We start from the raw sequence: 25,371 nt of genomic DNA, 5'->3' as shown, positions 1-25,371 counted from the left end.
CGGCTCCCAACAGTGATCTGATACGGGAGACGGTTATGCGAATCGTGGGATTTGATGTTTCGCGCTCCGTGGCCGAGATCGCGTACCTGGAGAATGGCCTGATGCATGCCGGCGGCCGTACCGGGTTGCGACGCGACCAGCTGGAACGCTTTGCCGAGAACCTACGTGCCACCGATCACGTGGTGCTCGAGGCAACCGGCAACACTGCCGCCATCGTCAACGTGCTCCGCCGTCACGTCGCGCGTGTGGCGATTGCGAATCCGCTGCAAGTCCGGCTGATCGCCGAAGCCCGCGTCAAAACGGACAAGATCGATGCGGCCGTGCTGGCACAACTGTATGCAAGCGGCTTTCTGCCGGAAGTCTGGATGCCAGACGAGCGCACGCTGGCGTTGCGTCGGCAGATCTCGCGCCGTTCGCAGCTGGTGCGGCAACGCACGCGGCTGAAGAACGAGGTTCACGCCGTGCTGGCGGCGCATCTGATCGAGCGGTGTCCTGCCACCGATCTGTTTGGCAGGAAGGGGCGTGCATGGCTCAGCGTTCAACCGCTGCCGCTGGATGAACGCCTGGGCATCGAGCAGCGACTGCGCGAACTGGACCGCCTCGGCGAAGATCTGCGTGAGGTGGAGCAGGCACTCGCGCAAGCGACCATCGACGACGCGCGACTACGCGTGATGCTGACGATTACCGGCGTCAATACCACGGTGGCGATCGGGCTGCTATCGGCCATCGGCGACATCGAGCGGTTTCCGAATCCGGAGAAGCTGGTGAGCTACTTCGGGCTCAATCCGTCGGTCTATCAATCCGGCCCAACACCGGCCAGGCACGGCCACATCACCAAGCGCGGCCGCTCTTACGCACGGGCGATGCTGGTCGAGGCTGCCTGGGGCGCCACGCAGGCGCCCGGGCCACTGCGCGCCTTCTTCCTGCGCGTGCGCGATCGCCGCGGCCAACAAATTGCCGTCGTAGCGACCGCTCGCAAGCTCGCCGTGATCGTCTGGTATGTGATGACACGTGGCGAACCGTTCGCGTGGGATCGTCCCGCGTTAACCGCGCACAAGCTGCGCGCGCTGGAACTGCAGGCTGGAATGCCGGCGCAGCATGGCTCGCGCAAAGGTTCGGCTGCCGCCTACAGTCTGAAGAGCGTCCGCCAGCAGGAGCGAGCCATGGCCGAGCAGTCCGAGCGAACCTATCAGAGACTGTTTAACCGATGGAAGCAGTCGCGCCCCAAATCAGACAGCGCGCCGATACGGTGGCCGGAAGCGCGGACATAGCGAACGAGCGAAGTACGGCGTGAGGGCTTGTGTATTTCATCCGTGGTGTAGATGACCTTGCGCACCTCAGGCGGAAACGCGAAGAACGGAATCACGCGAACCCATGCGCGGCGCCAGGCTGCCATGACCGTCGGGAACCTGCTTGCCCACGGGCCCCGTTCCAGGGCAAGCAACTCCGCCTCGGCTGCAGCAGCACTGGCCGCCGTGTAGATTGGACGCAGGGCTGCGGCCAGCTCCCGACGCTCCTTCCAGCCGGCATAGTCGAGCGAATTGCGGATGAGGTGCACGATACAGGTCTGCAGCGTGGTCGCCGGGAAGACCGCTTCAAGCGCGTCGGACATGCCCTTCAGTCCGTCGGTGACGGCAATCAGGATGTCCTGCACGCCGCGTGTCTTCAGATCGCTGAAGACCTTCATCCAGAACTTCGCGCCCTCGGTGTTCTCGATCCACAGTCCGAGAATGTCACGCGTGCCGTCGGGCAGGATCCCCAGCGCCAGATAGATCGCCTTGTTGCGCACCATCCCTTCGTCGCGGATCTTCACACGCAGCGCGTCGAAGAACACCACCGGATACATTGGCTCGAGCGGACGGCCCTGCCAGGCTGTGATCTCCTCAGTCACCGCATCGGTGACACAGCTGATGAACTCCGGCGATACTTCGGTGCCGTACTGTTCGGCCAGAAAGCCCTGTATCTCACGCACGGTCATGCCTCGCGCGTACATCGCAATGATCTTGTCGTCGAAGCCGGTAAAGCGGCGTTCGTGCCGTGGTATCAGGATCGGTTCGAAGCTGCCGTCACGGTCGCGCGGAATGTCTACCCGCAACGGGCCGTCCTCCGTCAACAGGGTCTTGCCGCTCCTGCCGTTGCGCTGGTTGGTCGACTCCGGCGGGCGTTGGCCTCCGCTCGGATAGCCCAGGTGATGTTTTAGCTCGGCGCCCAGCGCACGCTCGATCAGCGCCTTCTTGAACGCCATCGAGGCTGCCTGCACCGCTTCCGCCGTCATCGGACCCTTCACGAACTCATCGATGAGCTCCTCTGGAATCGCGGGCAGCTCAGGCGGGGGCGCAGACCCTGCTTTTGGTTTGCTTGGCATACATGCTCCTTTGGGTACATGTTATGCCTTGAACACAAAATTTCTGACAGGCTCAACGAACCAGGCGGAGGGAACCCGGCGTGCCTTCCGCGCTCACATCAAGCCGCAAACCACTGCCGCGATCACCGAGCCGCTCACCAGTACCACGCCCACCACGCGGCGTTTATTCAATTCGGTCCACAGCAGCACGCCGGTCAGCGACAGCAGAATCAGGCTGCCCGCGATCGTGTCGATCAACAGCACCCACCCGACGCTGAGACCCACGCCCTTGTGCAGATTGCTCAGCGTCGCGAAAAACGAGTTGCGCGTGTGCTTCACCGTCACGAAGCCGTTGCCGACCCAGTACTCGGCCTGCACGCTCTGCCCCGGGCCCATGATGCCGACCTGCCATTGCTCAGGCTGAATGGTGCGGTGATCGCCCCATGCGACCGGATGCGCGGGCTCGCGCTTCGCGCGCCCCGGCTTGCCGTCGATCTTCAACTCGCGTTGCAGCCACTTCGCCATCTCTGCCGGCGAGTGCAGCGGCTTCTCAGGCACCGCGATCTGCATTTCCTCGACCTGCGGCGCCCCCGTCGAAATTTTCAGCGGACCGGCGCGATGATTGAGCAGGAAGCCGGTCACGCCGAACATCAGCCCGAGCACCGCGCCCCACAAGCCGATCCAGCCATGCACGTTGCGCAGCCCCTTGATGAAGGTCGCACGACGCGAACGCTGCCGCCGCGGCGCCTGTTGCGCGGTGGCGCCCGGCCTGGGGACGCCCGGCGCGGCGACGGTAGGTTTCAGATCGATCGATTCAGGCGCGTTCAAAACGGACTCCAGGCTAGAGCGGTAGGAAGAATTCGAGTGAGAACAGGCGGACCGGCCGGCTTGTGATCCGGGCGATCCGCGCGAAGGGCTGGCTGGCGAGTCACAGGGGAGTAGCGTGACAAAAAGCTTGCGATGCCTTTCAATTGAGAAACATTATCATTACACAATTAAGTGTTTGGCTCAATGTCGTGACGCCGTGGGCGCGCAGTGCATACCCGCCGGGCAATCTTCGAGTCGCCTCCCAATGCGCGCCAGCCGCTTGACATCCGCGCGGCGCGAAACGACGCTAGCTGGCGATGCCGTCAACGCCGCCGTCCGGGGATACCTGCCGTCATGCGACTCTGCTTCGTGGTCCTTGCCACCGCCGGCTGGCTGGCCGGCATCGATGCCGCGAGCGCGAGCGCGCCGGTCAAACTGGACGACCCCTATACCAACGAGGGCGAGACGCAGACCTTCACCATCAACGCGGACGGCTCGTATGCGAAGCTCGATTCGATGACGCTGCGCGTGAACAACGAAGCCGGTGTCGAGCGGGTCGCGCAGCAATACGTCTGGTTCAACCGCAACATGGCCGACGTGCAGATTCTCGAGGCCTACACGGTCACCGCCGACGGCAAACGTCACGACGTATCGCCCGAGCAGATCCGCGACGTGCAGGAAGTCCGCTCGTTCGACGCGCCGATGTTCCAGGACATCCAGGAAAAGGTGATCGTGTTCCCCGCGGTCGAACCCGGCGCGCGCGTGCATCTGACCTACCGCAAGACGCAGCATCAGCCGATCGTGCCGGGCGAATTCAGCGACTTCACGCCGCCCGATCTCGCGCCGACCCGCAACTTCCGCCTGATCTACGACCTGCCCGCCGACAAGCCGCTGTACGCGGACGCCCGTGGCTTCAGCACGGTGACGCCCATCACGCGCGACGGCCGCACGCGCTACGAATTCCGCTACGACAAGGCGCATTTCGACCGGCTCGAACGCGGCTCGATTGCATACGTGTCGTACGGGGATCGGCTGATGGTGTCGACCTTTCCGAGCTATGCCGCGTTCGCCGCGTCCTATCGCAGTTCCGCAGCCGACCCGGGCACGCACGACGCCGCGATCACCCAGCTCGCGCAAAAGTTGACCGCGCACGATCACACCCCGCGCGACAAAGCCAAAACGCTATACGACTGGGTGCGCCGCAACATCCGCTATGTCGCGATCTACGTCGGACGCGGCTCCGTCGTGCCGCACAGCGCGAGCGCCATCCTCGCGAACCGCTATGGCGATTGCAAGGACCACGTCGCGCTCTACGGCGCGCTGCTCGACACGGTCGGCGTGCGCAACGAGCCGGCGCTGATCAGCAGCGGCACGATCTACACGCTGCCGAGTGTGCCCGGCTACGGCGTCATCAATCATGCGATCACGTGGCTGCCCGATTTGCAGATGTACGCGGATTCGACCGCGTCGAACGTCGAGTTCGGTTTTCTGCCTTCGTCCGATATGGACCGTCCTACCGTGTTGATCGACGACGGCGTACTCGCGCAAACACCGGCCACCGCGCCGATGTCGCGCAGCACCGATCTCGCGATCAAGATCGAACCTGACGGCTCGGCGAGCTTCACGTATCGGCTGCAAGATGCCGGACCGTACGCCGAGCAGGCCCGCGCGCGGCTGCGCACGCAAACGCCCGCGCAACGAGAGGAATCGATTCAGGCCGAGCTGCGCAACGCGAATCTGCGCGGCACCGCGACGCTGACGACGAGCGACCTCAGCGCGGCCGACGGCCCGCTCACGCTGACGATGAAAGGCACGCTGGAAAGTCTCGTGGTGACCGGCATGACCGCATCGATCCCGGCCCTGACGAGCCTCGGCGGCGGCGTCGAGGCCGATACGCGCTACTGGCTCGGCGAACGCAAGCGCACGCAGCCGTTCGTGTGTCACAACCTCGCGATCCACGAACGCGCGCGCATCGAGCTGCCGGCCAACTTCCGCGTGCTCGACATGCCGGAGGCGCAACGCACGCAGGACCGCTTCGTCGATTTCACGTCCGAGTACGCGTTCGATCCGCTCAGCAACGTGGTCACGATGACGCGCGACGGCGCCACCCATTTCGACAGCGACGTCTGCACGCCCGATGATTTCACGCGCATGCGTCCCGCGATCGAAGCGATCGGACGGGACGTGCGCGCGGAGGTGATCGTCAGGTCGACGCTGGTGGAGTCGTCGAACGTGGCGTCGCAGGCGCCTTGAACATCAACGCGTCAACGCGTCAAACCGGCCACAACGGGCCTTCCTGCATCGCGCCGATCTGCTCGCGCATCTCGAGGATGCGATCCTCCCAGTAGCGCTGCGTGTTGAACCATGGAAACGCGGCCGGAAACGCCGGATCGTTCCAGCGGCGCGCGAGCCACGCCTGATAGTGAATCAGCCGCAACGTGCGCAGCGCTTCGATCAGATGCAGTTCGCGCGGCTCGAACTCGCAGAAATCCTCGTAGCCGGCGAGCAGATCGGCGAGCGCGCGCGACGCCTCCGCGCGTTCGCCCGGCAACAGCAGCCACAGGTCCTGAATCGCGGGACCCATGCGGCTGTCGTCGAAATCGACGAAATGCGGGCCCGCATCGGTCCACAACACGTTGCTCGGATGACAGTCGCCGTGCAGACGCAACGTGCGAATCTCGCCGGCCCGCTCGAACGCACGCGCGACACCTTCGAGCGCGAGATTCACGACGGTTTCCCACGCGGTTCGCAAGTCGTCGGGCACGAAACGATGCGCCAGCAGGAAGTCGCGCGGCTCGTAGCCGAACGTGTCGATGTTCAACGTGGGACGTTCCTCGTAGTCCTGGGTCTGTCCGATCGCATGAATGCGCCCGATGAAACGTCCGAGCCATTCGAGCGTGTCGCGCCGGTCGAGATCCGGCGCGCGGCCGCCGCGTCGCTCGAAGACCGAGAAGCGGAAACCGTCGAAGCTATGCAGTGTGCGGCCATCGAGCACGCGCGCGGTCACGGCCGGGATCTCGCGCGCGGCGAGTTCGGCGACGAACGCGTGCTCTTCGAGAATCGCCGCGTCGCTCCAGCGCTCGGGACGATAGAACTTCGCGACCACGGGCGGACCGTCTTCGACGCCGACCTGATACACGCGATTTTCGTAGCTGTTGAGCGGCAGCAGACGGCCGTCGGTCCGCACGCCGGTCGTTGCGAGCACGCCGTCGATCGCGTCCAGCACGGTTTCCGGCGTGAGCCGCGCGAACGGCACGGCGCCATCGGCGCCGGCCTCAGGATGGGAATTATCGGGAATGGTGTCGTTCATGCCCCGCATTGTGCGCCGCGCCGCGGCTAAAGACGAGGGCGACGGCTCGTAATACGTGCGGGGCATCGCTAGAAATACGGGCTGATTTGCGGCGCGCCGTGGATCGACGCGCGCATCGACCCGCAGCGATGCCGGCGAGCCGATCTCACCTTACAACATCACTACAGCCCGCTCCTGCGTGTCACACAACGGCAATGAGCAACAGATAAGCCTCTCGTTCAATGCGTCTGCGCGCCGGCCGGACGTATCAGGTCGCCGGTATCGATCAGATCTTCGAGGAAAAAGGGTTCGGTGTTGAGCTGCCGCGATGCGCCGGGCTCGCCGGCGTACCACGCCACCATCGCCATGTCGCCAAGAATGCGCATGACGATTCCGCGCGCGCCTTGCGGCACGGCGATATGTACCGATCGGACAATGGAACCGACTTCCATGATAATTCCCCGCTTCCCTTAGCCGGCTTTATGATTTCACGCCGGTCGAGGTGATGATAAAAACGCCGCTTCGCATTGGACGTTGCGTGCGCACTTAATCTGTCGCGCGCATGGCGCGTGAGAGGTTCGAGTCATTGTTCCCGCTTTGCGGGGCTTTGGGAAGGCGAATAGAAGGCTTTTACCAGTCGTTTCGCCCTATTCCCATTGCGCTGCGCACGGCCGATGATCTCGGCGTCAGACGTCGTAATGAAGACCATCATAAACCCTGTCGGGGGGAGACATCAAAAACGTGCATTACCAGAACGATCTGCAAGATGCGGCTAACGCGCAGCTTCGCACCTGCCTTCGCGCCGACGGGGCGCGCCTGCGTTTCCGATCCGCGCGGCGCGGCCGCCGCTGATTTCATCAGTCTGCGCTAGTCATGTGGATCGTTCGTCTCGCGCTACGGCGCCCCTATACGTTCGTCGTGCTGGCGTTGCTATTGCTGATCGTCGGGCCACTGACGATTCTGCGCACACCCACCGACATCTTTCCGAACATCGATATTCCGGTGCTGTCGGTGATCTGGTCGTACAACGGCCTGCCCGCCGACGAAATGGAGCGGCGCATCGCGCTGAACTACGAGCGCGGCTTGTCGGTGGCGGTCAACGATATCGAACACACGGAATCGACGTCGCTGAACGGCATCACGGTCATCAAGATCTTTTTCCAGCCGGGCGCGAATATCGACGAAGCGCTCGCGCAGGTCACCGCGCTGTCGCAGTCGCAAGTGCGCTCGCTGCCGCCCGGCATCACGCCGCCGTTCATCCTGCGCTACAACGCGTCGACGGTGCCGATTCTGCGCCTCGCGTTGTCGTCCGCGTCGCTGACCGAGCAGGAGCTGTTCGACTTCGGCAATAACTTCCTGAAGACGCAGCTCGCCACCGTGCCCGGAGCATCCGCGCCGCTGCCGTATGGCGGCAAGCAACGGCAGATCATGATCGATATCGATTCGCGCAAGTTGCAGGAGCGCAATCTGTCGCCGATGGACGTGGTCAGCGCGGTCTCCGCGCAGAACCTGATTCTGCCTTCGGGCACCGCGAAGATCGGCTCGACCGAGTACTCTGTGGTAATGAACGGCAGCCCCGATTCGCTCGCCGGGCTGAACAACATTCCGATCCGCACCACCGCAAACGGCACCGTCTATATCCGCGACGTCGCGCACGTGCGCGACGGCTACCAGCCGCAGACCAACATCGTGCGCGTGAACGGCCAGCGCGCCGCGCTGCTGACGATCAACAAAAGCGGCAACACGTCCACGCTCAATATCGTCGACCGTATCAAGACGATGATGCCGACGCTGCGCAATCTGGTGCCGCCGTCGCTGAATATCGACCCTGTCGCCGACCAGTCGCTGTTCGTGCGTGCATCGGTGGAGGGCGTGCTGCGTGAAGCGCTGATCGCCGCGTGTCTGACGGGCCTGATGATTCTGCTGTTCCTCGGCAACTGGCGCGCGACGCTGATCATCGCGGTATCGATTCCGTTGTCGATGATCACGTCGATCATCGCGTTGTCCGCGCTCGGCCAGACGATCAACATCATGACGCTCGGCGGGCTCGCGCTCGCGGTCGGGATTCTGGTCGACGATGCGACCGTCGCGATCGAGAACATCAGCCATCAGCTCGAACAGGGCAAGACGCTAGAACAGGCGATTCTCGACGGCGCGCATCAGATCGCGATTCCGACGCTGGTGTCGACGTTGTCGATCTGCATCGTGTTCGTGCCGATGTTTCTGCTCACCGGTGTCGCGCACTACCTGTTCATTCCGCTCGCCGAAGCGGTGGTGTTCGCGATGCTCGCGTCGTACTTCTTCTCGCGTACGCTCGTGCCGACGCTCGCGAAGTATCTGCTGCGCTATCACCACAAGCCCGCTGATCTGCATCACGCGCCGGCGCAAACGCGCAATCCGTTCATGCGCGTGCACTACGCGTTCGAACGCGGTTTCTCGCGTTTGCGCGAGCGCTATCGCGTGTTTCTCGAAGCGCGCATGGCGCGGCCGAGCCTGTTCGTTACGCTGTTTCTCGTGTGCTGTGGCGCGTCGCTGCTGTTGTTGCCGTTTATCGGCCGCGACTTTTTCCCCGCCGTCGATGCCGGCACGATCGCACTGCACATGCGCGCGAAAACCGGCATGCGGGTCGAGGAAACGGCGGTGCTGACCGATCGCGTCGATGCGCGCATCCGCCAGCTGATTCCGGCCGGCGAACTGCATTCGATCATCGACAACATCGGCCTGCCGGTGTCGGGTATCAACCTGTCGTACAGCAACACGGGCACGATCGGCACCTCCGACTCGGACATCCTGATCACGCTGAACCCCGAACATCATCCGAGCGCCGGCTATGTGCGCACCTTGCGGCGCACGCTCACCGACGAATTCCCCGGCGTGCAGTTCGCGTTTCTGCCGGCCGATATCGTCAGTCAGACGCTGAACTTCGGCATGCCGTCGGCGATCGACATCCAGATCGTCGGCCGTGAGGTGGCCGCCAATCGTGCGTTCGCCGCTAAGCTGCTGAACCGTCTGCGCACGGTGCCGGGCCTCGTCGATGCGCGCATCCAGCAGCCCGCCGATCTGCCGCGGATTTTCATCGACGTCGATCGCACGCGCGCGCAGCAAGCGGGTTTTTCGCAGCGCGATATCGCGAGCAATCTGCTGATCACGCTGTCGGGCAGCCAGCAGACCACGCCGACGTTCTGGCTCAATCCGCGCAACGGCGTCAGCTACAACGTGATCACGGAAGCGCCGCAATACACGATCGATTCGCTGCAATCGCTCGCGAACATTCCGTTGAACGCCAACGGCCGCAACAACATTCTCGGCTCGCTCGCGACAATGCGCCGCGAAGCCAGCAACGCGGTGCTCACGCACTACAACGCGCAAACCACGATCGACATCTACGGCACCGCCGACGGCCGCGACCTCGGCGGCGTGTCCGACGACATCCGCAGGATCATCGACGAATCGAAAGCCGAGTTGCCGAAGAGCTCGACGATCGAACTGCGCGGCCAGGTGCAAACGATGAACGAGTCGTTCTCGGGCCTGCTCGCCGGTCTGCTGTTCGCGGTGCTGCTCGTGTATCTGCTGATCGTCGTCAATTTCCAGTCGTGGCTCGATCCGTTCATCATCATCACCGCGCTGCCCGGCGCGCTCGCGGGCATCGTGTGGATGCTGTTCCTCACGCACACCACACTGTCGATCCCTGCTCTCACCGGCGCGATCATGTGTATCGGCATCGCGACCGCGAACTCGATTCTGGTGATCAGCTTCGCGCGCGAACAATTGCTGCTGCACGGCGACGCGACCCGCGCGGCGATCGAAGCGGGCTTCACGCGCTTCCGCCCGGTGTTGATGACCGCGCTCGCGATGGTGATCGGCATGGTGCCGATGGCGATCGGTCTCGGCGAAGGCGGCGAGCAGAACGCGCCGCTCGGGCGCGCGGTGATCGGCGGGCTCGCGGTCGGCACGCTGGCCACGCTGATCTTCGTGCCGGTCGTGTTCTCGATGATCTATCGACGGCTCGCGGCGCGGCATCAGCGCGCCGCGGAACACGTGGTGCAGAAGCCATGAACATCCCGCACGCGATAACCGTTCCGGCCGGCACGCGCATCATGCGATGCCACGACACAAGAGGCAGCCTCGACTGCCCATGCAATTTCGAAGGGGAAGCTTGATGGAAGCACAACGTCCCGGCGGCTCGGGTTCAGGATCGGGCTCTGGCGGCCACGCCGCGCATGATCCGGCGAAAGCGCGACGCACGCGCCTGATCATGATTGCCACCGCCGTTGCGGTGCTCGCGCTCGCCGCGCAAGGGATCTGGTCGCGCCACGATGCGCATGCGGCGCTCGAACGCGATGCCGAGCACACGAGCCAGATGAGCGTCGAAGTCGTGCAGCCGCAAAAGTCGTCGGCCGGGTTCGATCTGACGTTGCCCGGCAACGTGCAGGCCTTCCTCGACACGCCGATCTACGCGCGCACCAGCGGCTATCTGAAGAAGTGGTACGCCGACATCGGCACGCGTGTGAAGAGCGGCCAGTTGCTCGCGGAAATCGACACGCCCGAAATCGACGACCAGTTGCGCGCCGCCCGCGCCGATCTCGCGAACGCCGAAGCGAATTACGCGCTGGCGAAGAGCACCGCGGATCGCTGGACGGATATGTTCAAAAGCAAGTCGGTGTCAAAACAGGAGACCGACGAGAAAGTCGGCGACATGCTCGCGAAAAAAGCCACGCTCGACGCCGCGCGTTTCAACGTCGCGCGACTCGAAAAGACGCAGTCGTTCCAGAAGGTCTATGCACCGTTCGACGGCACCGTGACCGCGCGCAACGTCGACGTCGGCGCGCTGATCGACGCGGGCAGCTCGGGCGGCCCCGCGAAGGAAATGTTTCATGTCGCGCAGGCGGACCGGCTGCGCGTCTATGTGAACGTGCCGCAAGCGTACGCGCAGCAGGTGCGCGCGCAGCAAAGCGCGTTTCTGACGCTGACCGAGACGCCGTCGCGGCACTACCCGGGTACGGTCGCGCGCACCGCAGGTGCGGTCGATCCGCAGCAGCGCACGATGCTCGTCGAAGTCGACGTCGACAATCGCAGCGGCGAGCTGTTGCCGGGCGCGTACGCGCAGGTGCATTTCGCGCTCGGCGCGGGCACGGCGTCGTTCACGCTGCCGGGCAACGCGCTGCTGTTCCGTCCCGACGGCGTCAAGGTCGCGACCGTCGATCCGCAGCACAAGGTGAAGCTGGTGCCGGTATCGCTCGGCACGGACTTCGGCACGCGCGTCGCGATCGTGGCGGGTTTGCAGGGCAACGAGCAGGTGATCCTGAATCCGCAGGATTCGATCGTCGATGGCGCACCGGTGCGGATCGTGCCGCGCAAGGCGGAAGGCGGTGCGGCGCCGGAAGGCACGGCTGGAGCCGCCGGTGCGACCGGCGCGGCGGCCAGCTCGCCGGCGGCGCAAGCCGACGCGCGGTCGGGCGCGAGGACGTGATCATGAAGGTGTCGGTTTTGCGGCGCGTGCTTGCGTCATCGGCTGATTTCGCGCGCGGGTCGGCGAACGCTTCCATTCGCGCCCCGGCAGTCGCGCTGACTCTCGCCGGTGCGCTCGGCGCCTGCACCGTCGGCCCCGACTACGTGAAGCCCGCCGCCGTCACACCCGCGACCTGGCGCGAACTCGAAGGCACCGGCTGGAAGCCCGCGCAACCGGCCGACACGCTCACGCGCGGCGCGTGGTGGCGCATCTACGGCGACGCGTCGCTCGATGCACTCGAAGCGCAGGTCGCGAGCGCGAACCAGGACGTGCAGGCCGCCGAGGCGCGCTTTCGCGCGGCGCGCGCGAGCGTCGCGCAGTATCGCTCGCAATTCTTCCCGGTAGTCACCGCGGGCGTCCAGTATTCGCGCACGCGGACCTCGGAGAACGTGCTGCATAAATCGACCGCCGGTCTCGCGCTGAACGACTATCTGGTGCAGGTCGACGCGTCGTGGGAACCGGACCTGTGGGGCCGCGTGTCGCGCAGCGTCGAAGGCGCGAAGGCTGGCGCGCAGGCGAGCGCCGCCGACGTCGACGCCGCGCTGCTGTCGATGCAGGCCGAGCTCGCCACCGATTACTTCGAGCTGCGCGGACTCGATCAGGAGCGCCGACTCCTCGGCGACACGATCAAGGCCTACCAGGAGGCGCTCGAACTGACGCAGCATCGCTACGCCGGCGGCATCGCGACCGATGCCGATGTCGCGCAGGCACAAGCGCAGCTGAAGACGACCCAGGCGCAGGCGCTCGATCTCGGCGTGCAGCGCGCGCAGCTCGAACATGCGATCGCGATCCTGATCGGCCAGCCGCCGTCGACCTTCACGCTGCCGGTCGCGCCGCTCGTCGCGGTGCCGGTCGTCGCGGCGGCCGGCGTGCCGTCCGGCTTGCTCGAGCGGCGTCCCGATATCGCGGCGGCCGAGCGGCACGTCGCCGCGATGAATGCGCAGATCGGCGTGGCCACCGCGGCGTTTTTCCCGAATCTCGTGCTGGCCGTGACGGGCGGACTCGAAGCGACCAACTACAGCCAATGGCTGCTCGCGCCGAGCCGGCTGTGGTCGCTCGGGCCGACGCTCGCGGGCACACTGCTCGACTTCGGCGGCCGCGCGGCCGTCAAGGATCAGGCGCGCGCGCACTACGACGAAAGCGTCGCGCAATATCGGCAAACGGTGCTGAACGCGTTCGGCCAGGTCGAGGACAATCTCGCCGCGCTGCGCGTGCTGGAACAGGAAGCCGCTGCCCAGGACGACGCGGTCGCGGCCGCGCGGCGCGCGCTCGCGGTCGTGTCGGACCGCTACCGGAACGGCGCGATCACCTACCTCGACGTGGTCGTCGCGCAGACGACCACGCTCACCAACGAGCGCAACGCCGTGTCGATCGCACGCCGCCGGATGGCCGCGAGCGTCGCGCTCGTGAAGGCGCTCGGCGGCGGCTGGGATACGTCGGTACTGCCTGGCGACGATTCGCCGGGCGACGATTCGCCGGGCGACGCTTCGCTCGTCCATCGGCCTGCGGCGACTTCCGGTTCGACGCAGACGCCGACGCCGGCCAGCGAAGCCGGGGCGCACGGCTAGCGCAGGGAGACGGGCGCGCGACATGCTCGGGTGACGCGGCACGCCGCGTTGCCCGCGCCGCCGGCTCGAAACGCGTTTGCAGCGTATCCTTAACATCTTTTGCGCGTTTCCGTGTGACCCAAGGAGTTCAGTTGTGAACCTGCCGCCGCAATCCCAGCGGACTGCTTCTGCCGTTCCCTCCCCCGCCGCAGCTTCGGCTCCTTCCACCCGCACCACCACCGTGTCGGATATCCCCTATCTGGAACGCGGCTCGCCCGCGTACTGGCGCGCCAGCCTCGCGCTGCTGTTCGCCGGCTACGCGACGTTCTCGCTGCTTTACTGCGTGCAGCCGCTGCTACCGTCGTTCTCCGAAGCGTTCGACGTGACGCCGGCGCAAAGCAGTCTGTCGCTGTCGCTATCCACCGCGGCGCTCGCGCTGGCGATTTTCGTCGCCGGTTTCGTCTCCGAGGGTTGGAGCCGGCACAAGCTGATGACGCTGTCGCTGACGGTGTCGTCGGTGCTGACGATTGGCGTGTCGGTCGCGCCGCACTGGAATCAGCTGCTCGTGCTGCGCACGCTCGAAGGGCTCGCGCTCGGCGGCGTGCCGGCCGTCGCGATGGCCTATCTCGCCGAGGAAGTGCATCCCGACGGCCTCGGTCTCGCGATGGGTTTGTACGTCGGCGGCACGGCGATCGGCGGCATGGCCGGACGGGTGATCACCGGCGTGCTCGCGGATCTGTTTTCATGGCGCGTCGCAATCGGCACGATCGGCGTGCTCGGCCTGCTGTCGATGCTCGCGTTCCGCGCGCTGCTGCCGCCATCACGCCATTTCGTGCCGCGCCGCGGCCTCGGCTTCGCGCATCACCGCACGCTGCTGTTGCGGCAGTTCACGCGACCGGGCTTGCCTCTGCTGTTCCTGCTCGGCTTCGTGCTGATGGGCAGCTTCGTCACGCTGTACAACTACATCGGCTACCGGCTGCTCGCGCCGCCGTATCGCCTGAACCAGACGGAGATCGGCGCGATCTTCATCGTCTATCTGGTCGGTGTGGTCGCGTCGCCGTGGTCCGGGCGCATGGCCGATACGTTCGGTCGCGCGCGCGTGCTGATCGGCAGCCTGCTGCTGATGGTGTTCGGCCTCGCGCTGACGATGCTGCATCCGCTCGCGGCGATCGCGACCGGCATCGCATGCGCAACGTTCGGGTTCTTTGCCGGTCATTCGGTCGCGAGCGGCTGGGTCGGTCGTCTGGCGAAAGATGCGAAAGGCCAGGCCGCGGCGCTGTATCTGCTCGCGTACTACATCGGCTCGAGCCTGGTCGGTTCGTATGGCGGCCACGTGTGGGCCGGTCATGGCTGGAACGGAGTCGTCGGGCTGGTCGGTGCGCTGCTCGTGATCGGCCTGGTCGCGGCGACGCGCCTGCGCGCACGGGAGTAGCCGCAGGCGATGATCCACCCCGCATGGATCGGCGCAAAACGAAAGGCTTGCGTAAGCGAACGCTCGACACTTTCCGCCGTGTTTTGTTGCGCCGCGCCAATCGCCGCGCGCCCGTCGCGCCGGGGTTCAGCGGCTTGCGAATAAGCGACGGCGCGCAAGCTTGCGCCGCCGCGCCGCTCCTTCAGTCTCCTATACTCGATTAGTGCACTGGTACTGCATGATTTCAAAGCCGCAGCCTCTGCTGGAACGACATAGCAATCATCCTGCATGGGAGGAGACGAAGATGACGTACTTTACGATCGGCGATTTCATCCTGGTCATTCCGATGGCGTTGGCGGGTGCGCTATTCGTCGGCGCACTGCCCTGCAAAACCGAGTTGCGACACAACGCGCTGCGTGTGCTGGGCGCGCTGATCGGTGTGATGTGCGCGGTGGCGCTGGTCGAGGGTCTGCCGGCGCTCGTGTAGCGGCGCGGCGCGAAGTACCAACGAAAAGGCCGCACGCTGAGCGTGCGGCTTCGTTTTGCCCTTGGTTCCGTCTGCCAGTTGCGCGGACGGCTCCTCACGCGATCAGATCGCCTGATCCGTCGACGGCTTTTCCCACAGGTTGATCCCGCCTTCGGTCGCATAGCGATCGATCTCGGCGAGCTCGTCGGCCGAGAATGCGAGGTTCTTCAGCGCGCCGACGTTCTCGCGGACCTGCTCCGCGCGGCTCGCGCCGATCAGTACCGACGTCACGCGCTGATCGCGCAACGCCCACGCGAGCGCCATCTGCGCGAGGCTCTGACCACGGCGCTGCGCGATGTCGTTGAGCTTCCTCACGTGCTCGATGTTCTGCGGGCTCAGATGCTCGTCTTTCAGCGAACCGCCGCCCGGCTTGTTGACGCGCGCATCGGCCGGCACGCCGTTCAGGTACTTGCCAGTCAACAGCCCTTGCGCGAGCGGCGTGAACGCGATCGCGCCCGCGCCGACTTCGTCGAGCGTATCGAGCAGGTCGTGTTCGATCCAGCGGTTCAGCATGTTGTACGACGGCTGATGGATCAGCAGCGGCACCTTGTATTCGGCGAGCAGCTTCGTCATTTCGCGCGTCTTCGCCGACGAGTACGACGAGATGCCGATGTAGAGCGCCTTGCCCTGCTGCACCGCGCTCGCCAATGCGCTCGCGGTTTCCTCGAGCGGCGTGTGCGCGTCGAAGCGATGCGAATAGAAGATGTCCACGTAATCGAGGCCCATGCGCTTCAGGCTTTGATCGAGACTCGCGAGCACGTACTTGCGCGAGCCGCCGCCCTGGCCGTACGGACCCGGCCACATATCCCAACCGGCCTTCGACGAAATCAGCAGCTCGTCGCGATACGGTTTGAAATCGTCCTTGAAAAGGCGGCCGAAGTTGGTTTCCGCGCTGCCGTACGGCGGGCCATAGTTGTTCGCCAGATCGAAGTGCGTGATGCCGAGGTCGAAGGCCGTGCGCAGGATGTCACGCTGCGTCGAGATCGGCGTGGTGTCGCCGAAGTTGTGCCACAGGCCGAGCGACAACGCCGGCAGTTTGAGACCCGACTTGCCGCAGACGCGGTATTGCATGTCCGAATAGCGTTCTGAAGCTGCTTCGTAAGCCATTGCTAGTGTCCTTGTCGATGAGATCGCCCGAGAATTCCGGGCGTGAGGATTCGCGCGTTGCGGGAGGCGTGCTGCTCGGGGAATTTATTGTTGTGATGTCGCCGTGGTGCGGCTAGACCGCTATGTTAGCCAATCGACGCGGCGCTTGCAGGCACCAGTATGCGGGATGGACGAGCACGCGCGGCTCACCTACACTCTGGCCGGTTCAAGTTGATGGGAGGTGCAGATGGCCAAAGCGATTTCGATCGCGCTGATTGTCGGCGGTATCGTGCTGCTGTATTTCGGCGGGCAGGCGTTCAATTCGGTGAGCAGCGACGTGTCGCGCTTCTTTACCGGTTCGCCGAGCAACAAGGCGATCGTGCTGATCGTCGCGGGCGTGGTGGCGACGCTAGCCGGGCTGACGGGAATCGCGATGTCGGGGCGCAAGCGCTGAGCGTCCGCACGAGGCCCACGACGAAAATAGCTAGAACGCGATCTCGGGCTTCGCGGCCGAGCGCGTGCCGGGCAGCGGCACGTTGCTTACGCCGTGATAGGTGAACACCAGCGAGAACTTCACCTGATCGCTGAGATTCTTGCCGGCCGAGTGCAGCGTGTTGCAGTGGAAGAACACCACGTCGCCGGTCTTCAACTCGGGCGACACCGCGGTGCGGATCGCCGCCTCGTTCTCGGCGATATCCGTGCGGAAAAATTTCGCTTCGTCGAAACGATCCGACGTGAAGGCGGCGCCGTGCGATTGCGGCACGAACCACAGCGCGCCGTTATCGATCGTTTCCGGGCCGACCGCGAGCCACACCGACACCAGGTCGTCGCGCTCGAACGACCAGTAGCGCACGTCGCGATGCCAGCCGGTCAGGCTGCCGTACGCGGGGTGCTTGGTCATCATGCAGTTGTGATGCGCGCGCGACAGTCGCGGCTCCTCACCAAAATACAGTTCCATCCAGCCACGGATTTCGGGCGCGGTCGCCCATTGCGCGAACGCCGGGTGACGACCGTACGCGTCGAGCAGGCGCCGCACCGTGTGTCCGCCCGGCGCATCCTTCGATGACGGCGCGCCCGGATACTTCAGATCCGCTTCGAACTCGATCGGCGCCGCCGCTTCCTGCAGCTGCCGCTGTGCGATCCGCTTCAGCTCGCCGCAACGTTCGGGCGACACGAGTCCTGGCACGACGACAAAACCCTGCTCCCGCAACGTTTGAATCTGCTCTTTCTTCGAATGGAGTGACATGGCGTTCCGTTACTGTCGACTAACTGATGTTCGATTGTAAAACGGGCGCGATCGGGGTGCGTTGTTTCGCGGCGCGCCGATGCACCGGTTTCAGGCGTGGAGTGCATCCGCATCGCACATTCGCAGGGCAACTATGCACGTAAATCGCCCGTCAAAAGTGAGACCAGATTGGTGTCGGCGACGATTCGATCCAGAGGAAATTCGATCTCGCAGGGTACTAACCCGACTTTCTGACGTCACGATTCCCGTGTAGCCTGCTCGCATGTCGATCGCCGCTTACGCAGTTTTCTATTGTGCGCAGCCCGTCAAGGCTCGTGCCGTCGGTTTCTCCGCGTCGTACCTTCGCAGCGCTGCGCGCCTTGTTTCGCGTCGCGGTCTCCCGCGACACGACGCGCACCGGATTTCCGGCTTTCAGGCCGTTCATCGCAACCCCGTCATTGGCACATATGGTGCTGTTTGTCCGTGCACATCCGATGCACGCGCCGACGTGCGGTTCATTGCCTAAATGTGAAGCCATGCATACTCTTTTGAGCACCCGTCTTACCCGCGCCGCGCTGAAAGCGGCGCGTCCCGCGCGCCGTCATATGATGCGAGCGCTGCGCCACCATGCCGCGCGCACCCGTGCGCTCGGCGAGCAGTGGCGCGACGCGAAGGCCGTCGACGGCTTTCGCACCTGGTTCCATACGTTCTTCTCGGCGCTGCGCCAGCAGAGCGGCACGCGCCGCCTGTCGCTGCGTACGTTGCTGCGCAAGCCGACACCGTTGCACCTCGCGGTCGCGAAACGCGCGCCGGAGGTGCGCACGCCTGCGAGCCGCCGACCGCGTCGGCTGTCGACGAGCAGCAGCGGGTGGTTCGCGTTTGCGTTTGCGAGCCGGTGAGATTGCCGGGCCGGTGAGTTGCAGTTGCGCGTTGAGTGGCTAGACCGCTGATCTGCTGACATCGCCGCGCCATCGACGGACAAAGAAAAAACCCCGCCCGGCTCACGCCGGCGGGGTTTTTTTGCTTTCAGGCAATGATCGACCCGCGCTAGTTACGCGATCGCCGCGACCGGCTCGGTGCCTGCCGTTTCGGCGAGTGCGAGCGCCTTGTCGGTGGCTTCCCACGTGAATTCCGGCTCTTCGCGGCCGAAGTGACCATACGCCGCGCTCTTCTCGTAGACCGGGCGCAGCAGGTCGAGCATCTGGATGATGCCCTTCGGACGCAGGTCGAAATGCTGACGCACGAGTTCCGTGATCGTCGCATCCGACACGCGGCCGGTGCCGAACGTGTTGACCATCACCGAGGTCGGCTGAGCGACGCCGATCGCGTACGACACCTGGATCAGGCAGCGCGACGCGAGGCCCGCGGCCACGATGTTCTTCGCGACGTAACGGCCGGCGTATGCTGCCGAGCGGTCGACCTTCGACGGGTCCTTGCCCGAGAACGCGCCGCCGCCGTGCGGTGCCGCGCCGCCGTACGTGTCGACGATGATCTTGCGGCCCGTCAGACCGCAATCGCCTTGCGGACCGCCGATCACGAAGCGACCGGTCGGGTTCACGAGGTACTTGATGTCACCCTTGATCAGCTCGGCCGGAAGCGTCGGCTTGATCACTTCTTCGATCACCGCTTCGCGCAGCGTGTCGAGCTCGATGTCCGGCGCATGCTGGGTGGACAGCACGACGGTGTCGATCGAATGCGGCTTGCCGTCGACGTAGCGCACGGTGACCTGCGACTTCGCGTCCGGACGCAGCCAGGGCAGACGGCCGTCGCGGCGCAGATTCGCCTGACGCTCGACGAGGCGGTGCGACAGGTGGATCGGCAGCGGCATCAGTTCCGGCGTTTCTTCGCACGCGTAACCGAACATCAGGCCCTGGTCGCCTGCGCCTTGATCGAGGTTATTGTCGTGCGCGCGGTCCACGCCTTGGGCGATGTCCGGCGACTGCTTGTCGTAGGCGACGAGCACCGCGCAGCCGCGGTAGTCGATGCCGTAGTCGGTGTTGTCGTAGCCGATGCGCTTGATCGTGTTGCGCGCGATCTGGATGTAGTCGACGTTCGCGGTGGTGGTGATTTCACCGGCCAGCACGACGAGACCCGTGTTGCACAGCGTTTCGGCCGCGACACGCGAGTACTTGTCCTGAGCGAGGATGGCGTCGAGGATCGCGTCCGAGATCTGGTCCGCGACTTTGTCGGGATGGCCTTCGGAGACGGATTCGGAAGTGAAGAAATAGTCGTTTGCCACGTTGCAGACTCCTGTTAGTGGTTACGGTTGCGTTCCACGTAGCCGACTTCGGGAGTCTGAAGCGGCGACGCTTTAGCGGATTACCTTACCGATGGACGCAACCCATGGAATCCATGGACCGCACCCGCCGGCTTCGCCCCGCAAGTTGTCTATTAACTCGGCGAAGCCCTTATTATAGCGACTTCCTTTGAATGTCACAGAGTGTCCACGAGTGCGGTATCACGCCAATTTTTCCGCCCACCAAAATTCTGGCCCCATCAGCGCCGCGCGCCCGGAGGTTGCATGCTGAGCCGCTACGGCGCGAAGCTCGCGGTCGGGCTGCTTAAACTCTTTGCGTTGTTGCCGTATGGATTCGTCGCCCGTCTCGGTGATGGGCTCGGCTGGCTGCTCTATCAAATCCCGAGCCGTCGCAAGCGCATCGTTAATACGAATCTGAAGCTGTGCTTCCCCGACTGGAGCGACGAGCACCGCGAGGACGTCGCGCAGAAGCACTTCCGTCATGCTATCCGCAGCTATCTCGAGCGCAGCGTGCAGTGGTTCGGCTCGGCGAAGAAGCTCGAAAAGCTGATCCAACTCGACAGCGCGATCGACCTGACCGACCCGAACCTGCCGCCGACGCTCTTTCTAGGCTTTCATTTTGTCGGCATCGAGGCGGGTTCGATTTTTCTGAACTACTCACTGAAGCGCCGGTGCGGCTCGCTGTATCAGCCGATGTCGAATCAGGAGCTCGAGGGAGTCGCGAAAGCGGCGCGTGCGCGTTTCGGCGCCGACATGGCGAGCCGCGCGGACAGCGCGCGCGTCGTACTGCGCTGGCTGCGCGAACGCAAACCGGTGATGCTCGGCGCGGACATGGACTACGGCGCGCGCAATTCGACGTTCGTGCCGTTCTTCGGCGTGCCGACCTGCACGCTGACCGCGGTCGGCCGTCTCGCGAAGGTCGGGCACGCGCAGGTCGTGCCGTTCATCGGCGAAGTGCTGCCGAACTACAAGGGCTACCGGCTCAAGGTCTTCAAACCTTGGGACAACTATCCGACCGGCGATGATGACGCCGATGCGCGACGCATGAACGAATTTCTCGAAGAGCAGATTCCGCTGATGCCCGAGCAATATTACTGGGTGCACAAGCGGTTCAAGACGCGGCCGCCGGGAGTGCCGGGGGTGTATTGAAGATGGCGCTGGCACCGGGCTCCCAGCAGTCGGAGCACGTCGATCAGTGCACGTGAGGCGGCATCTCGGCCCTTGCCCGCCATACCGTTTCCGATGGGCCAACGTGTATCATCTGCTATTGGCCCAACCCGGCTCGAAAGGGTGATTCACCCGACGGCCGGCAAGGCCCGGATTTTCGGCTCCGCCCGCACGCGCGAAGCCCTACGCAGCAACGGATACACGAAAAACGTGAAGCTCAAATTCACCAAAATGCACGGCGCGGGTAACGACTTCGTCGTACTCGACGGCTATACCCAACCGCTTGAACTGACCACGGCACAGGTTCGCGCGCTCGCGAACCGCCATTTCGGCGTCGGTGCCGACCAGTTGCTGCTGGTCGAAAAGCCGACCGTCGAAGGCGTCGATTTCAGATATCGCATCTTCAATTGCGACGGCGGCGAGGTCGAACATTGCGGCAACGGCGCGCGCTGCTTCGTCAAGTTCGTGCGCGAGCGCGGGCTCACTGACCAGCGCAGTGTGCGCGTGCAAGTCCAGAACGGCACGATCACGCTGACGATGCAGGACAACGGCGAGGTGATCGTCGACATGGGCACGCCCGTGTTCGATCCCGAACTCGTGCCGTTCGCGACCAAAGGCCTGCAAGGCCGCCGCGAAGGCGCGGACACGCTCTGGCCGCTCGACGTGAACGGCACGACGCGCTGGATGTCGGTGGTGTCGATGGGCAATCCGCACGCGGTGCAGGTCGTCGACGATGCCGAGGCGTTCCCGGTGCTGGTCGAAGGTCCGGCTATCGAGCGGCACACGCGCTTCCCGCAGCGGGTCAATGCGGGCTTCATGCAGATCGTCGACCGCAACGAGATCAGGCTGCGCGTCTACGAACGCGGCGCGGGCGAAACGCTCGCGTGCGGCACCGGCGCGTGCGCGGCGGTCGCGGCCGGTATCCGGCGCGGGCTGCTGGATTCGCCGGTGCTCGTGCACACGCACGGCGGCGATCTGACGATCACGTGGGACATTGCGCAACCAGGCGCGCCGCTGCTGATGGCCGGCCCCGCGGCCACCGTCTTCGAAGGGGAGATCGAGTTGGCAGAAGAGGCGGCGAGCGCGTCGCCGGACTCGCCGCAGCACAACCCGTCCAGCCCGGCCGCCGTGGCGCCCTCCGTCTAACTCATTGACCGACGCGCCGCCGTGAGGCGGCCCTCCCGTAGTCCTCTAGCCGAAACCATGAACGATCGCGAAGTCGCCGAATACCTGCTCGCCAATCCCGAATTCTTCGTCGAACACGCGGAAACGCTCGCGACCATCCGGCTCGCGAACCCGCACGGCAAAGCCGCGGTGTCGCTGCAGGAGCGGCAGATGGAAATGCTGCGCGACAAGAACAAGCATCTCGAGCGGCGTCTGGCCGAACTGCTGCGCTACGGTCACGAGAACGACAGCATCGCGGCGAAGTTCAACCGCTGGACCATCCGGGTGATGGCCGAGCGCGATCCGTACGCGCTGCCGCGCACGATCGCCGGCGGCCTGCGCGATATCTTCGACGTGCCGCAAGCGGCACTGCGCGTGTGGGACGTCGCCGAGCCGTATGCGCAAGCCGACTTCGCGCGCCACGTCAGCGAGGAGGTGCGGATTTTCGCGGGCAGCCTGAGCACGCCGTACTGCGGCGCGAACACCGGCTTCGAGGCCGCGCAATGGCTCCCGCAAGCGGCGAGCGCTGCCAACGGAGCGGCCACCCCGGCGACGAACGTGGCAATGAGCGCGACCGACGACCCCAACGCCGCATCGAGCGAAACGGCGCAGAACACCGAATCGATCGCGCTGCTCTCGCTGCGCGACCCCGAAGGCGCCGAAGACGCGCCGACGTTCGGCCTGCTCGTGATGGGCTCATCCGACCCGCGCCGCTTCCACGAAGGCATGGCCACCGATTTCCTCACGCAGATCGGCGCGCTCGCGAGTGCCGCGCTGAGCCGGCTGCTGCCGCGCTGAGCCGCGCCATACAACATCACCGCCCACCGTGACCGCCGCCGACCCGATCGCCGCCTACCTGTCGCATCTCGAGCACGAGCGGCGGCTGTCGGAGCATACGCTGCGCGGTTATACGCATGAGCTCGCGGAACTGAAGCAACTCGCCAAAGGCCGACCGCTGGAAAGCCTCACCGCCGTCGACATCCGCGGCGCCGTCGCGCGCGCGCATGCGGGCGGCCTCACCGCGCGCTCGATCGGCCATCGGCTGTCGGCGTGGCGCGCGTTTTATCGCTGGCTCGCGGGCCATGTCGAGCTGCCGGCCAATCCGGTCGCCGCGGTGCGCGCGCCGAAGCAGGCAAAAATGCTGCCGAAGGCGCTTTCCGTCGACGACACCGCACGCCTGATGGACAACCCGCCCGCCGAGTCCCCCGAAGGCCTGCGCGATCACGCGATGCTCGAACTGTTCTACTCGTCGGGCCTGCGCCTCGCCGAACTGGTCGGCCTCGACGTGCGTTTCGCCGACGTCGACGGCTATCGCTCGGCCGGCTGGCTGAAGCTCGATTCCGCCGAAGTCGAAGTACTCGGCAAAGGCAACCGGCGCCGCGTCGTGCCGGTGGGCAGCAAGGCCATCGCGGCGCTGAACGCATGGCTCGCGGTGCGCGAACGGATGGTCCGCCACGATCCGCATCCGCTCTTCCTGTCGGCGCGCGGCAACCGGTTGTCGCCGAACGTCGTGCGCGAGCGCGTAAAGCGCGCGGCGCTCGTGGCCGGCATTCCTGCCAACGTGCATCCGCACGTGCTGCGTCATTCGTTCGCGACGCACGTGCTGCAGTCGAGCGGCGATCTGCGCGCCGTGCAGGAGCTGCTAGGACACGCGAGCATCACCGCGACCCAGGTGTATACGGGCCTCGATTTCCAGCACCTCGCTCACGTCTACGACAGCGCGCATCCTCGCGCGAAGAAACGCAACTGATCACGCGACTGCCGCCGCGCGCCACCACGCGCCGCCCCATCGCTAGTACCTCACCGACACCTGATGAATACCGTTACGCTCAAACCGTCGAAAGAAAAATCGCTGCTGCGCCGCCATCCGTGGGTTTATGCCAATGCGATCGAACATGTCGACGGTCGCCCCGCGCCCGGCGCGACCGTGCTCGTGCGCGCGCACGATGGCCGCTTTCTCGCGCGCGCCGCCTACAGCCCGCACTCGCAGATCCGCGCACGGGTGTGGAGCTTCGACGAAGCCGAGCCGATCGATCACGCGTTCTTCAAGCGCCGCGTGCAGCGCGCGTTCGCGCATCGTCAGGCGATGGTGCGCGACACCGGCGCCGTACGGCTGATCTTCGGCGAGGCGGACGGTCTGCCGGGCCTGATCGTCGATTACTACGTCGCCGAGGACGCGGGTCAGCGCAGCCAGATCGTCTGTCAGTTCATGGCGGCCGGCGTCGAGGCGTGGAAGGACGCGATCGTCGCGGCGCTGATCGGCGCGACCGGCTGCTCGAACGTCTACGAGCGCTCGGACGTGTCGATCCGTCAGAAGGAAGGGCTCGAACAGATCACCGGCGTGCTCGCGGGCGAGCCGCCTTCGGAGCAGCTGATCGCGAGCGAAAACGGCGTGCGCTATCACGTCGACGTGCGCAACGGCCACAAGACCGGCTTCTATGTCGACCAGCGCGATAACCGACTGCTCGTGCAGCAGTTCGCGAAAGATCGCGACGTACTGAACTGCTTCTGCTACACCGGCGGCTTTTCGCTCGCGGCGCTCAAGGGTGGCGCGAAGCGCGTGGTGTCGGTCGATTCGTCGGGGGAAGCGCTCGCGCTCGCGCAGCAGAACGTCGCGGCCAACGGCTTCGACGCCGATCGCGCGAGCTGGCTCGACGCCGACGCGTTCAAGACACTGCGACGCCTCTACGACGAAGGCGAGCGCTTCGACCTGATCGTGCTCGATCCGCCGAAGTTCGCGCCATCGCGCGAGCACGTGGATCGCGCGTCGCGCGCGTACAAGGACATCAATCTGACGGGCCTGAAGCTGCTGCGTCCGGGCGGACTGCTGTTCACCTACTCGTGCTCGGGCGCGATCGATCCCGAACTGTTCCAGAAGATCGTGTCCGGCGCTGCTGCCGATGCCCGCGTCGACGCTCGCATCCTGAAGCGGCTGGGCGCGGGCGTCGATCATCCGCTGCTCACGGCGTTCCCCGAGGGGGAGTATCTGAAGGGGCTGCTGTTGCAAATCGCCTGATCGCCCATATTTCGTGGGCAATT

General features: G+C 65.1%; 20 protein-coding genes and 1 pseudogene. 14 read left to right on the top strand and 7 right to left on the bottom strand.

All coding sequences use genetic code 11. The annotated features are described in order from the left end of the window. Positions 1-35 precede the first annotated feature (35 nt). Entirely contained in the window at positions 36-1,271 is a 1,236-nt protein-coding gene (locus QFZ94_RS31185; RefSeq protein WP_429459802.1) for an IS110 family transposase, read from the top strand. Here QFZ94_RS31185 and QFZ94_RS31180 read toward each other — a convergent pair. Next, positions 1,250-2,365, bottom strand: a pseudogene (locus QFZ94_RS31180) (IS256 family transposase); the annotation flags it as partial. The gene QFZ94_RS31185 and the pseudogene QFZ94_RS31180 overlap by 22 nt on opposite strands. Positions 2,366-2,458: 93 nt before the next feature. Further along, positions 2,459-3,172 (bottom strand): PepSY-associated TM helix domain-containing protein, encoded by a 714-nt coding sequence (locus tag QFZ94_RS31175; protein ID WP_429461625.1) that lies wholly within the window; start codon positions 3,170-3,172, stop codon positions 2,459-2,461. 333 nt (positions 3,173-3,505) lie between these two features. Between QFZ94_RS31175 and QFZ94_RS31170 the strand changes: the two genes are divergently transcribed. Further along, entirely contained in the window at positions 3,506-5,404 is a 1,899-nt protein-coding gene (locus QFZ94_RS31170) for a DUF3857 domain-containing transglutaminase family protein (protein ID WP_429461623.1), read from the top strand. 19 nt (positions 5,405-5,423) lie between these two features. On the opposite strand, the gene QFZ94_RS31165 is transcribed toward QFZ94_RS31170, so the two are convergent. Together QFZ94_RS31165 and QFZ94_RS31160 are read right to left on the bottom strand one after the other, a co-directional pair. Beyond that, complete coding sequence (locus tag QFZ94_RS31165; protein ID WP_429461621.1) at positions 5,424-6,461, bottom strand: serine/threonine protein kinase; 1,038 nt, start codon at positions 6,459-6,461, stop codon at positions 5,424-5,426. 218 nt (positions 6,462-6,679) lie between these two features. Next, complete coding sequence (locus tag QFZ94_RS31160) at positions 6,680-6,892, bottom strand: hypothetical protein (RefSeq protein ID WP_176109797.1); 213 nt, start codon at positions 6,890-6,892, stop codon at positions 6,680-6,682. A gap of 421 nt (positions 6,893-7,313) precedes the next feature. Between QFZ94_RS31160 and QFZ94_RS31155 the strand changes: the two genes are divergently transcribed. The 5 genes from QFZ94_RS31155 (at position 7,314) to QFZ94_RS31135 (ending at position 15,394) form a co-directional block, all read left to right on the top strand. Continuing rightward, positions 7,314-10,496: an efflux RND transporter permease subunit gene (locus QFZ94_RS31155; protein ID WP_429461618.1), complete on the top strand. Its 3,183-nt coding sequence runs from the start codon at positions 7,314-7,316 to the stop codon at positions 10,494-10,496. 103 nt (positions 10,497-10,599) lie between these two features. Further along, on the top strand, positions 10,600-11,910 hold the full coding sequence (locus tag QFZ94_RS31150; protein ID WP_429461616.1) for an efflux RND transporter periplasmic adaptor subunit: 1,311 nt from the start codon (positions 10,600-10,602) through the stop codon (positions 11,908-11,910). 2 nt (positions 11,911-11,912) lie between these two features. Further along, complete coding sequence (locus QFZ94_RS31145) at positions 11,913-13,517, top strand: efflux transporter outer membrane subunit (RefSeq protein WP_429461614.1); 1,605 nt, start codon at positions 11,913-11,915, stop codon at positions 13,515-13,517. 220 nt (positions 13,518-13,737) lie between these two features. Continuing rightward, complete coding sequence (locus QFZ94_RS31140; protein WP_429461612.1) at positions 13,738-14,928, top strand: MFS transporter; 1,191 nt, start codon at positions 13,738-13,740, stop codon at positions 14,926-14,928. A gap of 283 nt (positions 14,929-15,211) precedes the next feature. Continuing rightward, positions 15,212-15,394, top strand: a complete 183-nt coding sequence (locus QFZ94_RS31135) for a hypothetical protein (RefSeq protein WP_008923386.1) — start codon at positions 15,212-15,214, stop codon at positions 15,392-15,394. Positions 15,395-15,496: 102 nt separating this feature from the next. On the opposite strand, the gene mgrA is transcribed toward QFZ94_RS31135, so the two are convergent. Further along, complete coding sequence (gene mgrA, locus QFZ94_RS31130) at positions 15,497-16,540, bottom strand: L-glyceraldehyde 3-phosphate reductase (RefSeq protein WP_429461610.1); 1,044 nt, start codon at positions 16,538-16,540, stop codon at positions 15,497-15,499. Positions 16,541-16,766: 226 nt separating this feature from the next. Between mgrA and QFZ94_RS31125 the strand changes: the two genes are divergently transcribed. Then, positions 16,767-16,973, top strand: coding sequence for a DUF3185 family protein (locus tag QFZ94_RS31125; protein ID WP_152851698.1), 207 nt, complete (start codon positions 16,767-16,769; stop codon positions 16,971-16,973). A gap of 30 nt (positions 16,974-17,003) precedes the next feature. Here QFZ94_RS31125 and QFZ94_RS31120 read toward each other — a convergent pair whose 3' ends face one another. Next, the gene (locus QFZ94_RS31120) at positions 17,004-17,765 is read right to left on the bottom strand and encodes a phytanoyl-CoA dioxygenase family protein (protein WP_429461608.1); all 762 of its coding nucleotides are present in this window, start codon (positions 17,763-17,765) and stop codon (positions 17,004-17,006) included. Positions 17,766-18,280: 515 nt separating this feature from the next. Between QFZ94_RS31120 and QFZ94_RS31115 the strand changes: the two genes are divergently transcribed. After that, on the top strand, positions 18,281-18,643 hold the full coding sequence (locus QFZ94_RS31115) for a hypothetical protein (protein WP_368583243.1): 363 nt from the start codon (positions 18,281-18,283) through the stop codon (positions 18,641-18,643). A gap of 152 nt (positions 18,644-18,795) precedes the next feature. On the opposite strand, the gene metK is transcribed toward QFZ94_RS31115, so the two are convergent. After that, positions 18,796-19,983 carry a methionine adenosyltransferase gene (gene metK, locus QFZ94_RS31110; protein ID WP_429461606.1) on the bottom strand — a complete coding sequence of 396 codons (1,188 nt, stop codon included), beginning with the start codon at positions 19,981-19,983 and terminating at the stop codon, positions 18,796-18,798. A 282-nt stretch (positions 19,984-20,265) separates the two neighbouring features. On the opposite strand from metK, the gene QFZ94_RS31105 reads away from it, so the two are divergent. From QFZ94_RS31105 to QFZ94_RS31085, 5 genes are all read left to right on the top strand, one after another. Next, complete coding sequence (locus QFZ94_RS31105) at positions 20,266-21,150, top strand: lipid A biosynthesis lauroyl acyltransferase (protein WP_429461604.1); 885 nt, start codon at positions 20,266-20,268, stop codon at positions 21,148-21,150. A gap of 228 nt (positions 21,151-21,378) precedes the next feature. Then, positions 21,379-22,314 (top strand): diaminopimelate epimerase, encoded by a 936-nt coding sequence (dapF, locus tag QFZ94_RS31100; RefSeq protein ID WP_429461603.1) that lies wholly within the window; start codon positions 21,379-21,381, stop codon positions 22,312-22,314. Positions 22,315-22,371: 57 nt separating this feature from the next. Then, positions 22,372-23,130 (top strand): DUF484 family protein, encoded by a 759-nt coding sequence (locus QFZ94_RS31095; RefSeq protein ID WP_429461601.1) that lies wholly within the window; start codon positions 22,372-22,374, stop codon positions 23,128-23,130. Between the two features lie 28 nt (positions 23,131-23,158). Next, positions 23,159-24,082 (top strand): tyrosine recombinase XerC, encoded by a 924-nt coding sequence (gene xerC, locus QFZ94_RS31090; protein WP_410850712.1) that lies wholly within the window; start codon positions 23,159-23,161, stop codon positions 24,080-24,082. 63 nt (positions 24,083-24,145) lie between these two features. After that, a complete protein-coding gene (locus tag QFZ94_RS31085) occupies positions 24,146-25,348 on the top strand; it encodes a class I SAM-dependent rRNA methyltransferase (RefSeq protein ID WP_410850711.1) in 1,203 nt (400 codons plus the stop codon). Positions 25,349-25,371 lie beyond the last annotated feature (23 nt).

The organism is Paraburkholderia sp. JPY465 (assembly GCF_050436725.1).
Classification (GTDB): domain Bacteria; phylum Pseudomonadota; class Gammaproteobacteria; order Burkholderiales; family Burkholderiaceae; genus Paraburkholderia; species Paraburkholderia youngii.
Note: the sequence above shows the minus strand (reverse complement) of the source record. Positions and strands in the feature narration are given on the sequence as shown.

Excerpts from the sequence above, each read along its gene's own strand:
- QFZ94_RS31185 (WP_429459802.1), top strand. The coding sequence starts at position 36 with ATGCGAATCGTGGGATTTGATGTTTCGCGCTCCGTGGCCGAGATCGCG.
- QFZ94_RS31170 (WP_429461623.1), top strand. The coding sequence starts at position 3,506 with ATGCGACTCTGCTTCGTGGTCCTTGCCACCGCCGGCTGGCTGGCCGGC.
- QFZ94_RS31165 (WP_429461621.1), bottom strand. The coding sequence starts at position 6,461 with ATGAACGACACCATTCCCGATAATTCCCATCCTGAGGCCGGCGCCGAT.
- QFZ94_RS31160 (WP_176109797.1), bottom strand. The coding sequence starts at position 6,892 with ATGGAAGTCGGTTCCATTGTCCGATCGGTACATATCGCCGTGCCGCAA.
- QFZ94_RS31155 (WP_429461618.1), top strand. The coding sequence starts at position 7,314 with ATGTGGATCGTTCGTCTCGCGCTACGGCGCCCCTATACGTTCGTCGTG.
- QFZ94_RS31150 (WP_429461616.1), top strand. The coding sequence starts at position 10,600 with ATGGAAGCACAACGTCCCGGCGGCTCGGGTTCAGGATCGGGCTCTGGC.
- QFZ94_RS31145 (WP_429461614.1), top strand. The coding sequence starts at position 11,913 with ATGAAGGTGTCGGTTTTGCGGCGCGTGCTTGCGTCATCGGCTGATTTC.
- QFZ94_RS31135 (WP_008923386.1), top strand. The coding sequence starts at position 15,212 with ATGACGTACTTTACGATCGGCGATTTCATCCTGGTCATTCCGATGGCG.
- mgrA (WP_429461610.1), bottom strand. The coding sequence starts at position 16,540 with ATGGCTTACGAAGCAGCTTCAGAACGCTATTCGGACATGCAATACCGC.
- QFZ94_RS31125 (WP_152851698.1), top strand. The coding sequence starts at position 16,767 with ATGGCCAAAGCGATTTCGATCGCGCTGATTGTCGGCGGTATCGTGCTG.
- QFZ94_RS31120 (WP_429461608.1), bottom strand. The coding sequence starts at position 17,765 with ATGTCACTCCATTCGAAGAAAGAGCAGATTCAAACGTTGCGGGAGCAG.
- QFZ94_RS31115 (WP_368583243.1), top strand. The coding sequence starts at position 18,281 with ATGCATACTCTTTTGAGCACCCGTCTTACCCGCGCCGCGCTGAAAGCG.
- QFZ94_RS31105 (WP_429461604.1), top strand. The coding sequence starts at position 20,266 with ATGCTGAGCCGCTACGGCGCGAAGCTCGCGGTCGGGCTGCTTAAACTC.
- QFZ94_RS31095 (WP_429461601.1), top strand. The coding sequence starts at position 22,372 with ATGAACGATCGCGAAGTCGCCGAATACCTGCTCGCCAATCCCGAATTC.
- QFZ94_RS31085 (WP_410850711.1), top strand. The coding sequence starts at position 24,146 with ATGAATACCGTTACGCTCAAACCGTCGAAAGAAAAATCGCTGCTGCGC.